The organism is Mycetocola sp. TRD_SC_2, from assembly GCF_055361225.1.
Map to the genome: position 1 here is coordinate 82,716 of NZ_CM143954.1, position 13,060 is coordinate 95,775.

A 13,060-nucleotide genomic window follows, 5' to 3' on the forward strand; every position below is an offset into this window, starting at 1 on the left:
CTAGGATACCCGGCCCATCTGAGTGCTCCTGTCCATCGGGGCTGCACGTCCGCTCAGGGCGGACTCCGCTTCGGCGAAAAGCCGGATGCTCCGGCCTCAGCCCCGCAAAAACGTCCAGGCGATCATGAGCATCGTGACGAGGAACCCGACGAGAAAGTTGAGCCAGAGAAAGTGTTTCCAGCCGCGGTTCGCCCGCTCGGAATCGGAATCTGATACGGATCGATACGGAAAAACGGCGAGCAGGTATGGCACGACGAACAGGGCCCCGAGAGGACCGGGCCACTCGGTGAACAGCATGAGCACACCGGCTGTCGTCCACGCTCCGAGCGCGAGCCGCACCGTCGTCGCTGCTCCCAGCACGGTGGCGATCGACCCGATTCCGCCTTCACGGTCGGGAAGAACATCCTGCACCGCGCCAAAAGCGTGGCTCGCCATTCCCCAGAGGAAGAACGCGGCGAGCACGGCGATCAGCTGCGGCGTGAACGTCGCTCCGGCGAGCACGAGCCCGTATACCGCCGGGCTGACGAAGTGGGTGCTCGACGTGATCGAGTCGAGGAATGGCCGCTCCTTGAAGCGCAGTCCCGGCGCCGAATAGGCGACGACCGCGAACAGGCTGACAGCGAGTACGAGCCACGACGCCGGGCCGCCGAGGATGGCGAGAACGACGACGAAGGGGATGCAACTGACCGCGGCGGCGACGAGTGTCACGCGGTGCATCCCCCGGTCGAGCAGGGCGCCCTCGACCCCACCCTTGCGCGGGTTCTTGAGGTCGGACTCGTAGTCGAACACGTCGTTGATGCCGTACATCGCGAGGTTGTACGGCACAAGGAAGAACAGTGTTCCGACGACGAGCGCGACGTCGATCCGGCCGGTCGTGAGTAAATAGGCGGCGGCGAATGGGAACGCCGTGTTGATCCAGCTCAGTGGACGTGAGGACACGAAGAGCGCACCAGCGACACGGGCGGGGCTATTCACGCGGCGCCTTTCGTCGCCGGCCGAGCAGCAACCAGACCGCCGGCAGGAGGATCAGCCCGGCGAACGGGTAGGCGAAGTCCTCGAGCGGGGCCTGGCCGATCATGATCCCGGCGAGGTGGCCGGGTTCGTAGACCATGAGCCCCGTGGCAATCATGACGTTGTCGAACACGGCGGTGAGCACGGTGAGGGCGATTCCGGCGCAGACGACGGGCAGCCACCAGCGCGCAACGAGTTCACGGCGATGAACGGATGTTCCGAGAGCGATCGCGAGGACGGCGAACGCGACCGCGACGAAGACGATGCTGAGTGTGACGTAGGTCATCGCTCCGACCTCCGGGCCCGGAGCAGAACGTCGGCGCCCGTGATGAGGACCATCGTCAGGTAGCTGAGGAACGCGAGAAAGAACAGTTCCTCCACGGGCAGTTCCGGAGCAACGACGATCCCGGTCATGAACTCGGTCTCACCGCGGTAGAAGATTCCCAGTCCGATGCCGAACAGGTCCCAGAGCACGAAGAAGAGGAGGCCGGCGAGGACGACCAGCGTGGCGCGGCGCGCGTCTCGCCAGAAGAACAGTGTGAACCGGTGGTCGAGCAGCATCATGCAGCCGATCGAAGCGAGCAGAACGAGAAAGTAGATGATGCTCATCGCGGCTCGGGGAGGGGGCCGGTGCTGATATCGCCCCGAAGACGCTTGATCACGAGTTCGGCGCTGATGAGGCACATCGGCAGCCCGATGCCCGGAACCGTCGTGCCGCCCGCGTAGTAGAGCCCGTCGACCTTGGACGACACGTTCTTGCCGCGGAAGAACGCGCTCTGCTTGAGCGTGTGCGCAGGGCCGAGCGAGGTTCCGCGCCAGGAGTTCAAATCGTCGCGGAAGTCCTGTGGGCCGACGGTTTTGCGCACGACGATCCTGTCCGCGAGATCGGGGATGTTCGCCCAGGTCGCGATCTGGGCGATGACCTCGTCAGCGACCTCTTCGACGATCGGCGAACCGCTGCCGTCCTCGCCGCCGCCACCGATGCCGGGATCCGACGGTACGGGAACGAGCACGAACAGGTTTTCCATGCCGGCAGGCGCAGCGGACTCGTCGGTTGCGCTCGGGCGGCAGACGTAGATCGACGCCGGGCGGGGAATCGAGGTCTCCTTGCCGAAGATGCGGTCGAAGTTGTCGTGCCAGTCCTCGGTGAAGAACAGGCTGTGGTGGGCGAGCTCCGGCAGGTCGCCGGTGACGCCGAGCATGAGGAGCACGGCGCCTGGCCCTGGCACTCGCTTCTGCCACCAGCTCTCCGGGTACGACTGCAACGCCCGCGGGAGGAGCGTCGTTTCGGTGTGGTGGAGATCGGCTGCAGACACGATCACGTCGGCGGCGAGGCGGTGGCCGACACCGTCGGCGTCGGTGTAGCGAACGCCCGTCGCCCGCGCACGCTTGCCGCCGGCCGTCGTGATGGCCGTCACCGTGGCATCCGTCGTGACCGTCACCCCGGCGTCCGTCGCGAGGGAAGCGATGCGCGTGATGATGTCGGTGAAGCCACCCTGCGGGTAGTAGACGCCGTCCTCGAGATCGAGGTGGCTCATCAGGTGGTACAGGCTCGGGGCGACGAACGGCGATGAGCCGAGGAAGACGGCGGGGTAGCCGAGGATCTGGCGCAGGCGCGGGTCGGAGAACGTGCGCGACGTCAGGGTGTCGAGGGGTTCGAGGAGGAGCCGCGCGAGAGTGCGGCCGCGGCCGAGTACGTCGCCGGTGATCGCCGTGCGGTAGGACTGGAAGGTGCTGTAGAGGAACCGCTTGAGCGCGATCTCGTAGGTGTCGCGAGCGGATGCCAGGTAGCGCGTGAGCGCTGCTCTCGCGCCCGGTTGCACCCTCTCGAAGGTGTCGAGATTGGTTTCGCGGTCGGCGGCGATGTCGATCGGTTCATCGTGCTTTTCGAAGAACACCCGGTAGCCGGGGTCGAGCTTCTCGAGACTGAGTTCCCGATCGGCCGAGCTGCCCATGAGTTTGAAGAAGTGATCGAACACCTCCGGCATGAGGTACCAGCTGGGGCCGGTGTCGAACCGGAAGCCATCCTTCTCCCACAACCCGGCGCGGCCACCGATCTCGCTCCGGGATTCGAGCACGGTGACGGAGTAGCCCTCTTTCGCGAGCAGGCCGGCCGTCGCGAGGCCGGCGATGCCAGCACCGATGACGATCGCCGTCCCGGGCGACTTCTGGCCGGTCACAGGGCGCGCGCCGGCATCATCGAGCGGGCAAGAACCGCAAGTTTGGTGCGGGTGGAGACCCGGACCCTGGTGGAAAGAAGCTCGGCGGCGGGAGTGGCCTTCACGCGCTCGGTCAGCACGCTGAAGAGCCCGTGTGCGGCCGCGACGGCCCGGCGGCAGCCGGCGGGAAGATCCGGGATGACCGAACCGGCGGCGTCGAGGTCGGCCTCGATGTCGGCGACGAGGGCAAGTTTCTGCTCCTCGGTCAGGGTGGCCGGGTCGACGCCGGGGAAGTAGCTGCGGCCGAGGGTGGTCCAGTCGGTGGCGAGGTCGCGGAGGAAATTGATCTTCTGAAACGCTGCGCCGAGGCGACGGGCGCCGGCTTCGAACCGGAGGCGCTCAGTATCCGAAACGGGCTGGTCGCGCAGGAACACGGCGAGACACATCAGCCCGACAACCTCGGCGGAGCCGTAGATATAGTCCGCGAGTTCCTGTGCATCAGTGAAGTCGAGCGGGCTGAGGTCCCGGCGCATCGACGCGAAGAACGGCGCGGTGAGCTCGGTGCCGAATCCGCTGTCGCGAGCGGTGATCGCGAAGGCGTGCACGACAAGGTTTGTGCTGTACCCGTCCTCGAGCGCGGCGTTCGTCTCGGCCTCAAGGGCATCGAGCAATGCGCGCTGGCGGTCGAGCCCGAGTCCAGCCTGCTCGGCGGCGCCGTCGACGACCTCGTCCGCGACGCGCACGAGGGCATAGATGTCTTCGACGCGCGTACGGATGCCGGCGGAGAGCAGTCGCGAGGCAAGGCCGAACGACGTGGAGTAGTCACGGATGATCCGTGACGAGCTCCGGTGGGCGACAGAGGAGTACAGGGAGAGGTCGCTCAGCACGACGCGTTTGGCCATCACGCGGCACGCACCACAGCGTGCCGGGCGACGTCGCGCAGATGCGAGGACAGGGAGTCGGGCAATGTGCTCGCCGAGAGCAGTGCTTCGGCGCGCAAGACGTGGTCGGCGATGAGACCGTCGACGAAGGTGCGGGCACCGCACTCTTCAAGCACCGTCCGAACGAGCCGGCCGTCCGTCTCCGACAGGTCGGGGTCGCCGAGCACCGCGGCGATTTCATTCCACCGAGAGGTGGAGCGGGCGTGCGCGATGAGAGGGGTCTCCTTGCCGTTGCGAAGGTCGTTGAGAACACTCTTGCCGGTGATGCCCTCATCGCCGAACACGCCGAGCTGGTCGTCGCGGAGCTGGAACGCCACCCCGACGAGCCGCCCGAATTCACCGAGGATGGTGAGGGTGCTCTGGTCTGCACCGGCGAGGATGGCGCCCGCCTTGAGCGGCGCCTCGAACGAATAGCTGGCCGTCTTTTGTTCCGTCATGGCCATGACGTCGAGGAGCGACGGCAGGCGCACTCCCGCGCTGAAGGAGACGTCGGCGAGTTCTCCCGCTGCGGTGACGAAGATGCTGCCGTCGAACAGGTCGAGGAGGTCACCGCGAATCGTCACAGGAATGTCGAGCCTGGCGATGAATCCCTGCGCCGCCTGGATGAGAAGGTCGCCGGCGAGAATGGCGGATGCCTGTCCCCACGTGGCGGCCGCAGCCTCCGTGGCCCCGCGTGCGGCGGCATCCGCTGCGAATGACCCGGCGAGGTTCGGCACTCCGCGTCGGACGAGGTCACGGTCGATCACGTCGTCATGAAGGAGGAAAGCGGTGTGCAGCAGTTCGAACGCCGTGGCGATGCGGAGGGCTGAATCGTCGTCGGTTCCGCCGAGATCGCGGTACACCCCGGCGACAAGCGCGGGGCGGAACATCTTGCCGCCGCTCGAGGCCGAACGGGCGGCCTCCCAGAGGAGGCGGTAGTTGTCGCCATAGGCGGATGCGAGGCTGATCCGGTCGGCGAAGAAGTCTTCGAGGCGCTGCTGGACCGCTTCGTGGACTCCAACACCCGCAAAATCGGTCAGCACCCCGGTCACGCGCGTGCCGATCCCAGCGATCCACCGAGGAGTTCGAGCTGGTCGGCCTGGAGCACGAGCCAGGGGCTGAACGCCCACGGTGTACGTTTCACCGACTGCCCGAGGGTGACGGGGTCGACCCACGCGGTGTCCATGACCTCGCTCGGGTTGGGCAGTGGATCTCCGACGGCCCTCGCGAGGTAGACGGGGCACACTTCGTTCTCGACGATGCCTGACGCGTCGACGGCGCGGTAACGGAAGTCGGGGAGGACGAGTTCCAGGCCCGTGATGTCGAGGCCCAGCTCATGGCTGGCACGGCGGGCGACGGAATCCTCGGATGCTTCATCGGGCTGCGGATGCCCGCAGAACGAATTCGTCCAGACGCCAGGCCAGGTTTTCTTCGAGAGAGCGCGGCGGGTGACGAGGACCTGCCTGTCGCTGTTCACCACGTGGCACGAGAACGCAAGGTGAAGCGGGGTGTCCTCGGTGTGGACAGTGGACTTGAGGTCGGTGCCGATGGGGAGGCCTCGGGCATCGAGAAGTACGACGCGCTCGGTCGTCTCCTGAAGGTGCATCGTCGGGTCCCCACATTTAGCTAGCCAGGTGAATTATTAGATTAGCATGCGTTTTATTCGTACACTGGGAGGATGACCTCCGACGGATCGATTCCCGCTTCAGCGGCGTGGATGCTCGATCCCCGCGTCATCGACCCGGGCGAAGAGCTCGTGAAGCGCTCCGCCATGGACGACGACGAGGTGGACTCGATCGTAGACGTCCTCGCCGCTCTGCGCACCTGGCGCGAAGCGGAGCAGGCAATGAGCGAAGAGTCGCGAAAACACATGAAGCTCAATGCCACAGACATGAAGGCGCTTCGGTTTCTCATGGCGTCGCGCAACATCGGGGCGGTTGTGACGCCCGGTCTTCTCGCCGAGACCCTGAAGATCTCGTCAGCGTCAACGACGAAGCTCCTCGACCGGCTGGAGCGCGCCGGCCACGTTCTCCGCTCGCCCCACCCGAGTGATCGGCGAGCCCTGGCCATTACCATCACGGATGCCACGCGCACAGACGCGCGGGAGAGCGTCGGCCGGGTTCACGCCCGCCGATTCGAAGCGGTGGCGAGACTCAGTCGTGACGAACGCGACGTCGTCGTCCGGTTCCTCACCGACCTCAGTGAGCGCGTCCGGAAGCAGTAGGCTCGCGAAGCAGGCAGTCGAAGGAGGAACGATGCTCCGCAGACTGACCGTGATTCTCGTCGTCGGTGTGCTCGCCATCGGCGGGTTGCTCGCGTACGTTTCGGACGGCGACATCCTCGGGCTCTCGCCATCTCCCGGTGCCTCCGCGCCGATGATGCCTCCGGCGGATCCCGCACCGGCCGCGCCCGGGCTGCCAACGGCGCCCGGTTCGGCGAGCGAAACGGCGACCGTGGTGAGAGTGGTCGACGGTGACACCCTCATCGTCGACCGCGGAAACGGCACCGAGCGACTGCGCCTCATCGGGGTCGACACCCCGGAGACTGTTCAACCCAACGCTCCGGTCGAGTGTTTCGGCCCCGAGGCATCGGCCTATCTCACCGAGCTGCTCAGCGGCGAGGCGGTGAGTCTCGACCTCGACCCGGGGCAAGGTGACACCGATCGTTACGACCGGCTTCTTCGCTACGTCTGGGTGGCATCCGGCGACGGCACCTGGTCGTCTGTCGAAGCGCTCCTGCTCTCCGGCGGCTACGCCGAGCCGTACCGCGACGTGCACGAGCGCAAGGCGGGATTCGACGCGCTCGCCGCCGAGGCCCAGGCGAACCGCCGCGGCCTGTGGGGCGCATGCTCCTGACCGCCGGTTGTCAGGCGACAGGCCGCTGCTCGGCCTCGAACGTGATCCGGTTGGCCATGCCGTTGAAGATGACGCCGTGGAAGGGCAGGATCGCGAACCAGTACAACCGGCCGGACAGCCCCATGGGAAAGAAGACGGCGCGCTGGCGGTAACGCGAGCCGCCGTTTTCTCGCGGCTCGATCTCCATCTCAAGCCACGCCTTTCCCGGAACCCGCATTTCGGCGCGGAGCCGCAATCGGCGTTCGTGCTCGATCGCCTCGACGCGCCAGAAGTCGAGGGCATCCCCGGTCTGTAGCTCCTGCGCGTGCCGCCGTCCCCGGCGAAGCCCGACACCACCGACGAGCTTGTCCATCCAGCCGCGCAGCGCCCACGCGAGCGGGAACGAGTACCAGCCGTTCTCACCACCGATTCCCTCGATGACCGTCCAGAGCTGCGCGGGCGAGGCATCCGTTTCGCGAATTTTGAGATCCGTGAAAACAGTGTGGCCGGCCCACTGCGGGTCGCTCGGCAGCGGGTCGCTCGGTGCGCCCTCGACCGACGCGTTTTGCCAGCTCGTCTCGACGTCGCCGTCGCGCATCTTCGTGAGAGCGAGGCGCACTGCGCGCCGGTAGCCGGTGAGGCCGCCCTCTGGCGGTGGGAGCACTGCGTCGATGTCGTGCTCTCGCTGCACGCAGTCGAATTGGAGTGACTCGACGATGGGCACGGCGATCGCCCGCGGAATCGGCGTGACGAGGTTGACCCATTGCGAGGCGAGCCACGGCGTGAGCACGGGGAGTGCCGCAATGGCGCGCTGCGGGAGCCCGGCTTCGACGGCATAGCCGTTCATCATCTGGCCGTAGCGGAGGATGTCGGGCCCGCCGATGTCGAAGGTTCTGTTGATCTCCTGCGACAGATCGATCGCGGCAACGAGGTAGTGGAGCACGTCGCGGATCGCGATCGGCTGGATGTGGTTCCGAACCCACTTCGGCGCGGGCATGTATGGCAAAACCTCGGTGAGGTGGCGGATCATCTCGAACGAGGTCGACCCTGAGCCGATGATCACACCCGCCTGGAACGCGATGGTCGGTACTCCCGAGTCGAGGAGGGTCTGGCCGACGAGCACACGGGAGCGGAGGTGGCGCGAAAGTTCGTCGGCTTCGGGATGGAGCCCGCCCAGGTAGATGATGCGTTTGACTCCGGCGCTTCGGGCGGCGGATGCGACGCTCTCGGCGGCTGCGCGCTCCTCGGTCTCGAAATCGCCCCTGCCGGTCATGGAGTGGACCAGGTAGTAGAGAACGTCGATTCCCTCTGCGGCGCGCGTCATTGCATCCCGGTCCTGCAGCGTCCCCTCGACCACATCGACCTGGCCCGCCCACGGCACGTCCTTGAGTTTCTCGGGCGAACGCACGAGCACCCGCACGTCGTGGCCGGCGTCGAGAAGGCGCGGCACAAGCCGACCGCCGACGTAACCGGTCGAGCCCGTTACGAGGATTCGTTTCGCTGTCATGGGGTGACCATACGCTTCTTCCCGGGAGAAACCGGGCATCGCTGCCAGGGGGCAGTTCTGCCCATCGCCCGAAATCGGTCCTGTCCATAGCATTGCCCCATGATCATCTGGAGCCGTTGGGGCATTCTCGTCTTCGTTTTCTTTGGACTGTCCGTCGGCCTGGGGTTCTTGCTGAAGGGGTTGCTGGCACCCGGACTCGACTCGAACGCCCCCGAGATGAACTTTTTCATCGGCACCGCCTTCCTCGTCGGTGCCGCCGCACTGTGGGCGTTCTGCACATTTGCGCTTCCGAAGCTCGACGCGTCGAAGCCGGTCTTCGTGTACGAGAAACTTGCAGAGCCTGCCACGCAATCCAACGGATCGAAGGTGACGCATCGACCGGTGCCTGTCGTGCATCCCGAAACCGGGCAGCAGATATGGCAGGAACGACGTTCGACCTTCTTCTTCGTTCCCATGCGCTTCTGGCCGTATCTGATCGCAGCGGTGGGAATCATCGTCATCGTCGTGGGCGCCACCCGGCTCTGACGAGGCTGCCCGCGCCTCACTCGAGTTCTCGCGGCGCCCGCTGCCGGAACGCCGCGACTTTGACACAATGAGAGGGTGCAGCTTTCTCAGAACCACCCGCTCGAGGCAGGACTCACCCACGACTCCCGGTTGATCACCGCCTATGGGGGCACCCGGCCGGACGTTTCACCGGTGTGGTTCATGCGGCAGGCCGGACGCTCGCTGCCCGAGTACCGCGAACTCCGGGTTGGAAACGCCATGCTCGACGCGTGCCTCACTCCCGAACTCGCGAGTGAAATCACCCTGCAGCCGGTGCGCAGGCACGGCGTCGATGCGGGCATCTTCTTCAGCGACATCGTCGTTCCGCTCAAGCAGGTCGGCGTCGAGGTCGAGATCGTTCCCGGCAAGGGGCCCGTGCTCGGTAAGGCAGTCCGGACGGCGGCAGACGTCGACGAGCTCGTCGCGCTCGACCCGGCCGTTCTCGACGAAACCCTCGCTCCGGTCATCGAGGCCGTGCAGCTCACCGTCGCCGAACTCGGCCGCACCCCGCTCATCGGTTTCGCCGGCGCTCCGTTCACCCTCGCCGCGTATCTCGTCGAGGGTGGCCCGTCGAAGGATCACATCCACGCACGTACCCTCATGCACGCCGAGCCGGAGGCCTGGGCTCGCCTGATGGAATGGGTTGCCGAGGTCACCGGCCGGTTCCTCCGCGCCCAGGTGCTCGCCGGGGCATCCGCAGCGCAGTTGTTCGATTCGTGGGCGGGCGCGCTCTCACTCGACGATTACGTGCGTTACGTCGCCCCGGCATCCGCTCGCGCCCTCGAGCACGTGCGGGACCTCAGCTACAGCATCGCGCCCGTCGAGCCGGGTGCGCACGCCGTCACACGAACCGTGCCGATCGTGCACTTCGGTGTTGGCACCGGTGAGCTGCTCAAGGCGATGCATGACATCGGCGCTGACGTCGTCGGGGTGGATTACCGCGTGCCGCTCGACGAGGCGTCCCGTCGGCTGGGTGGAGTGGTACCTGTTCAGGGCAACATCGATCCCGCCCTGCTGGCCGCACCGTGGCCAGTACTCGAAGCGCACGTTCGCGACGTTCTCGAGCGTGGGGCAAGCGCTCCCAGCCACGTCGTCAACCTCGGTCACGGCGTTCCACCTGAGACCGATCCCGCCGTGCTCACCCGTCTCGTCGAGTTCGTTCACGCGCAATGACCACGCCCCGTTCCGTTGTGGTGATCGGTGGCGGGATCGCCGGGCTCGTCGCGGCGCGGGACTGCGCGAAGGCCGGAATCCACGTCACCGTTGTGGAGCGTGCTGACGCGCCCGGAGGCGCCGTTGCCACCCAAACCGTCGCCGGTATCCGTGTCGACACCGGTGCCGAGAGCTACGCCACCCGTGGTGGCACGGTGCGGGAACTCGTCGATGACCTTGGCCTTGCCGACGCGGTCGTCCGACCGGTTCCTGCAGGCGCCTGGGTTCGCCTGGCAGACGGACGTTCCCTTCCTCTGCCGAAGGCCGGGCTGCTCGGCATCCCATCGAGCCCCCTCGCTGACGACGTGCGGCGGGTGATCGGCTGGCGCGGGGCTTTTCGCGCGTATCTCGACCGGATCCGCCCGGTGCTGACCATCGGTACCGAACGCAACCTCGGCGATCTGGTCCGGCGGCGGATGGGATCCGCTGTCCTGGAGTCCCTCGTCGCTCCGGTGACCCGCGGGGTGTATTCCGCCGATCCGTTCGACCTCGACGTCACCCGTGCCGCTCCCGGGCTCAACCGGGCGCTCACTGCAGCCGGGTCGCTCTCCGGAGCGGTCGCCATCCTCCGCAGCAACGCACCAGCGGGTTCAGCGGTCGAAGGGCTCCGCGGCGGCATGTCCACTCTTGTCACCGCTCTCACCGCCGACCTCGCGGATCGGGGCGCAACCCTGGTGCTCGGTACGGGTGCCAGCGCGGTGTCGCGAGTCGTTGAAGCGGAGGAAGCGAATGTTCCCTCTGACGGTGTGGGCCCCGACGACGTCTCCGTCGACGTCCCCGCCGACGACGCGATGACCGACACGCCCGGGACTGCCGCGGTCGACGCCGAGGGTGAAGCACCCGCCGCCCGTTGGGAGGTCGTCCTCGAGAACGGAACCCTGCTCGAGGCGGATTTCGTGATCGTCGCTGCGCCAGAGGCCGAAGCGCTCCGGTTGCTCTCCCCGTTCTCGGCGGAAGTCGCCGCGGAGAGCCCGGTCGACGCGCCAGCCATCGAGCTGGTCACCCTTGTGCTCGACGCGCCCGCGCTCGACGCAGCACCGCGCGGCAGTGGAGTGCTCGTCGCGGAGTCGCCGGGGTCGACCGTTACAGCCAAGGCACTGACGCACTCCTCCGCCAAATGGCAGTGGCTCCGAGACGAAGCCAGCACCGGGTACGCCCACCGGCACGTCGTCCGTCTCTCCTACGGGAGGCACGGTGCCGCCACTCCCACGATCGGCCTCGACGACGCCGCGGTAAGGGCGCTCGCTCTCCGCGACGCGGCCGAGCTCCTCGGCATTTCGCTCGACGACTCGGCGGTGGTCGGCTTCGCTCGAACCGCGTGGAACGGAACGCTTCCTGGCGCGGCGATCGGACAGCGGGAACGCGCTGAAGCGCTGCGCGCTGCCGCACTCGGAATCGGGAATCTCGACGTCACCGGTGCCTGGCTCGCCGGCACCGGGCTCGCATCCGTCATCCCGGACGCGCTCGCGGCATCCCGTCGCATCCGGCACCTCGTCGCGGCCTCCTACCGGCCGTCGGGAACAACAGATGCCGGGCATACCAGACCCGGTATAGACAAAGCCAGCCCGGACATCACGACCCCGTAGGGTCTACGCTAGACAAGCTGGAAGCGCGACGAAACGGAGTGAACATGAGGGGCAAGCTGATTTTTGTAGCCGGTCTGGCCACCGGGTACGTACTCGGATCGCGTGCGGGACGTGCGCGCTACGAGCAGATCAAGAAGAACTGGCTTAAGGTGTGGGAGACCGACGCCGTTCAGCAGAAGGTCGAACTCGTCGAAGACTTCGCCAAGACCCGCGCGAGCGAGCTGCCCAAGGCGCTCTTCGCCGGAGTGAAGAAGGTGTCCTCCGGTATCGGTGGCAACGGAACGCCCGGGCAGAAGCTCGACGCGACGATCGCCAAGACCAAGGATGCCGTCGACGACGTCGTCGAGAAGGTCAAGCCGGAGAGCTCTAAGCCCGGTTCGTCCTCCAGCGCCACCTACTAACACGTCGGGAGTTCTTTCATGACGGATCGCACCGTGAACGACAAGAACCGGGAATCTCTGGCCACCCTGATCGGGAACCTTCCTTCTTTGGTGACCAACCTGATCAAGGCTGAGATCGACCAGCTCAAGACCAAGGCTGCCCATCTCGGGAGCTATGCCGGCAAGGGCGCCATTTTTGTGGTGCTTGCGCTGATCTTCCTGTTCTTCGCAATCGGCACACTCGTCGCCGTGGCAATTCTGGCGCTCGCGCTGATTCTGCCCGCGTGGCTGGCTGCGCTGATTGTGTTTGTCGCATTCCTGCTGATCGCCGTCGTCATGGCGCTCATCGCCCTCAGCTTCTTCAAGAAGATCGGTGCTGACCCGAACCCGATCGAGAGCGTTAAAAAGGATCTCCGCGCTGTGAAGGGGGAGGGCGAATATGACCGGTACTAATCCGTCGACCGAGCACGCCCGGCTGGAACTCGTCTCCACCCTCAACGCCATCGAGGACAAGCTCAACGTTCCCCGTAAGGTGTCGAGGGCTGTCTCGCAGGGCAAGGTCGAGGCTGCGCGGCTGCAGCGACAGAACCCTGCGGCGTTCTTCAGCGGAATAGCCGCCGTCGCTGTTGTCGCGGGTACCGCGGTCTGGGCGATCACGCGGGCGATCGTCGTCCGCTAGCTCCGCGCTGAGCCACCCGCGGCATCCGTTCGTCTTGTTGCGGCGGGCACTTTGCTAACCGACGTACTCCAAATTCAGGAGATCTTCGCGACACGCCGGGCAAAACCCTGCGACACGCCGTACGGTCTTCCGGAACTCCTGAATTTGGTCGGCGTTTCTGGGCTTGCTGTGAATGCCGCGCAAGCTCGCCTCTTTGATTTCGATACAACGCGGCAAGCGTGCCGCCGTC

General features: G+C 66.3%; 16 protein-coding genes. 8 read left to right on the plus strand and 8 right to left on the minus strand.

Annotation, left to right across the window (positions count from 1 at the left end):
• Positions 1-96 precede the first annotated feature (96 nt).
• From ACWA1Q_RS00455 to idi, 7 genes are read right to left on the minus strand one after another with little or no spacing between them, the layout of a single operon-like run.
• Positions 97-975 (minus strand): prenyltransferase, encoded by an 879-nt coding sequence (locus ACWA1Q_RS00455; RefSeq protein WP_463758633.1) that lies wholly within the window; start codon positions 973-975, stop codon positions 97-99.
• On the minus strand, positions 968-1,297 hold the full coding sequence (locus ACWA1Q_RS00460) for a lycopene cyclase domain-containing protein (protein ID WP_463758635.1): 330 nt from the start codon (positions 1,295-1,297) through the stop codon (positions 968-970). Before ACWA1Q_RS00460 ends, ACWA1Q_RS00455 begins: the two co-directional genes overlap by 8 nt.
• A complete protein-coding gene (locus ACWA1Q_RS00465) occupies positions 1,294-1,620 on the minus strand; it encodes a lycopene cyclase domain-containing protein (protein WP_463758636.1) in 327 nt (108 codons plus the stop codon). Before ACWA1Q_RS00465 ends, ACWA1Q_RS00460 begins: the two co-directional genes overlap by 4 nt.
• Positions 1,617-3,191, minus strand: a complete 1,575-nt coding sequence (gene crtI, locus ACWA1Q_RS00470; protein ID WP_463758637.1) for a phytoene desaturase family protein — start codon at positions 3,189-3,191, stop codon at positions 1,617-1,619. The genes ACWA1Q_RS00465 and crtI overlap by 4 nt, the downstream gene beginning before the upstream one ends.
• The gene (locus ACWA1Q_RS00475; protein WP_463760889.1) at positions 3,188-4,072 is read right to left on the minus strand and encodes a phytoene/squalene synthase family protein; all 885 of its coding nucleotides are present in this window, start codon (positions 4,070-4,072) and stop codon (positions 3,188-3,190) included. Before ACWA1Q_RS00475 ends, crtI begins: the two co-directional genes overlap by 4 nt.
• Positions 4,072-5,142 (minus strand): polyprenyl synthetase family protein, encoded by a 1,071-nt coding sequence (locus tag ACWA1Q_RS00480; RefSeq protein ID WP_463758639.1) that lies wholly within the window; start codon positions 5,140-5,142, stop codon positions 4,072-4,074. Before ACWA1Q_RS00480 ends, ACWA1Q_RS00475 begins: the two co-directional genes overlap by 1 nt.
• A complete protein-coding gene (idi, locus tag ACWA1Q_RS00485; RefSeq protein ID WP_463758640.1) occupies positions 5,139-5,696 on the minus strand; it encodes an isopentenyl-diphosphate Delta-isomerase in 558 nt (185 codons plus the stop codon). The genes ACWA1Q_RS00480 and idi overlap by 4 nt, the downstream gene beginning before the upstream one ends.
• Positions 5,697-5,768: 72 nt before the next feature.
• Between idi and ACWA1Q_RS00490 the strand changes: the two genes are divergently transcribed.
• Both ACWA1Q_RS00490 and ACWA1Q_RS00495 read left to right on the plus strand, forming a co-directional pair.
• Positions 5,769-6,314 carry a MarR family winged helix-turn-helix transcriptional regulator gene (locus ACWA1Q_RS00490; RefSeq protein WP_463758641.1) on the plus strand — a complete coding sequence of 182 codons (546 nt, stop codon included), beginning with the start codon at positions 5,769-5,771 and terminating at the stop codon, positions 6,312-6,314.
• Positions 6,315-6,345: 31 nt separating this feature from the next.
• On the plus strand, positions 6,346-6,945 hold the full coding sequence (locus tag ACWA1Q_RS00495; protein ID WP_463758643.1) for a thermonuclease family protein: 600 nt from the start codon (positions 6,346-6,348) through the stop codon (positions 6,943-6,945).
• Positions 6,946-6,955: 10 nt separating this feature from the next.
• Here ACWA1Q_RS00495 and ACWA1Q_RS00500 read toward each other — a convergent pair whose 3' ends face one another.
• Positions 6,956-8,431 (minus strand): SDR family oxidoreductase, encoded by a 1,476-nt coding sequence (locus ACWA1Q_RS00500; protein WP_463758644.1) that lies wholly within the window; start codon positions 8,429-8,431, stop codon positions 6,956-6,958.
• A gap of 99 nt (positions 8,432-8,530) precedes the next feature.
• Here ACWA1Q_RS00500 and ACWA1Q_RS00505 point away from each other — a divergent pair, with 99 nt between their 5' ends.
• The 6 genes from ACWA1Q_RS00505 (at position 8,531) to ACWA1Q_RS00530 (ending at position 12,831) form a co-directional block, all read left to right on the plus strand.
• Complete coding sequence (locus tag ACWA1Q_RS00505) at positions 8,531-8,956, plus strand: hypothetical protein (protein WP_463758646.1); 426 nt, start codon at positions 8,531-8,533, stop codon at positions 8,954-8,956.
• Positions 8,957-9,031: 75 nt separating this feature from the next.
• Positions 9,032-10,147: a uroporphyrinogen decarboxylase gene (hemE, locus tag ACWA1Q_RS00510; RefSeq protein ID WP_463758648.1), complete on the plus strand. Its 1,116-nt coding sequence runs from the start codon at positions 9,032-9,034 to the stop codon at positions 10,145-10,147.
• Positions 10,144-11,772 (plus strand): protoporphyrinogen/coproporphyrinogen oxidase, encoded by a 1,629-nt coding sequence (locus tag ACWA1Q_RS00515; protein WP_463758650.1) that lies wholly within the window; start codon positions 10,144-10,146, stop codon positions 11,770-11,772. Before hemE ends, ACWA1Q_RS00515 begins: the two co-directional genes overlap by 4 nt.
• 44 nt (positions 11,773-11,816) lie before the next feature.
• Complete coding sequence (locus ACWA1Q_RS00520) at positions 11,817-12,173, plus strand: hypothetical protein (protein ID WP_463758652.1); 357 nt, start codon at positions 11,817-11,819, stop codon at positions 12,171-12,173.
• Between the two features lie 18 nt (positions 12,174-12,191).
• The gene (locus ACWA1Q_RS00525; RefSeq protein ID WP_463758653.1) at positions 12,192-12,605 is read left to right on the plus strand and encodes a phage holin family protein; all 414 of its coding nucleotides are present in this window, start codon (positions 12,192-12,194) and stop codon (positions 12,603-12,605) included.
• Positions 12,592-12,831 (plus strand): DUF3618 domain-containing protein, encoded by a 240-nt coding sequence (locus ACWA1Q_RS00530; RefSeq protein WP_463758655.1) that lies wholly within the window; start codon positions 12,592-12,594, stop codon positions 12,829-12,831. Before ACWA1Q_RS00525 ends, ACWA1Q_RS00530 begins: the two co-directional genes overlap by 14 nt.
• Positions 12,832-13,060: the final 229 nt, after the last annotated feature.

Bases quoted from the DNA above. Each gene is read 5' to 3' on its own strand.
- ACWA1Q_RS00460 (WP_463758635.1), bottom strand. From the start codon at position 1,297: ATGACCTACGTCACACTCAGCATCGTCTTCGTCGCGGTCGCGTTCGCC.
- ACWA1Q_RS00465 (WP_463758636.1), bottom strand. From the start codon at position 1,620: ATGAGCATCATCTACTTTCTCGTTCTGCTCGCTTCGATCGGCTGCATG.
- ACWA1Q_RS00475 (WP_463760889.1), bottom strand. From the start codon at position 4,072: ATGGCCAAACGCGTCGTGCTGAGCGACCTCTCCCTGTACTCCTCTGTC.
- idi (WP_463758640.1), bottom strand. From the start codon at position 5,696: ATGCACCTTCAGGAGACGACCGAGCGCGTCGTACTTCTCGATGCCCGA.
- ACWA1Q_RS00490 (WP_463758641.1), top strand. From the start codon at position 5,769: ATGACCTCCGACGGATCGATTCCCGCTTCAGCGGCGTGGATGCTCGAT.
- ACWA1Q_RS00495 (WP_463758643.1), top strand. From the start codon at position 6,346: ATGCTCCGCAGACTGACCGTGATTCTCGTCGTCGGTGTGCTCGCCATC.
- ACWA1Q_RS00500 (WP_463758644.1), bottom strand. From the start codon at position 8,431: ATGACAGCGAAACGAATCCTCGTAACGGGCTCGACCGGTTACGTCGGC.
- ACWA1Q_RS00505 (WP_463758646.1), top strand. From the start codon at position 8,531: ATGATCATCTGGAGCCGTTGGGGCATTCTCGTCTTCGTTTTCTTTGGA.
- ACWA1Q_RS00515 (WP_463758650.1), top strand. From the start codon at position 10,144: ATGACCACGCCCCGTTCCGTTGTGGTGATCGGTGGCGGGATCGCCGGG.
- ACWA1Q_RS00520 (WP_463758652.1), top strand. From the start codon at position 11,817: ATGAGGGGCAAGCTGATTTTTGTAGCCGGTCTGGCCACCGGGTACGTA.
- ACWA1Q_RS00525 (WP_463758653.1), top strand. From the start codon at position 12,192: ATGACGGATCGCACCGTGAACGACAAGAACCGGGAATCTCTGGCCACC.
- ACWA1Q_RS00530 (WP_463758655.1), top strand. From the start codon at position 12,592: ATGACCGGTACTAATCCGTCGACCGAGCACGCCCGGCTGGAACTCGTC.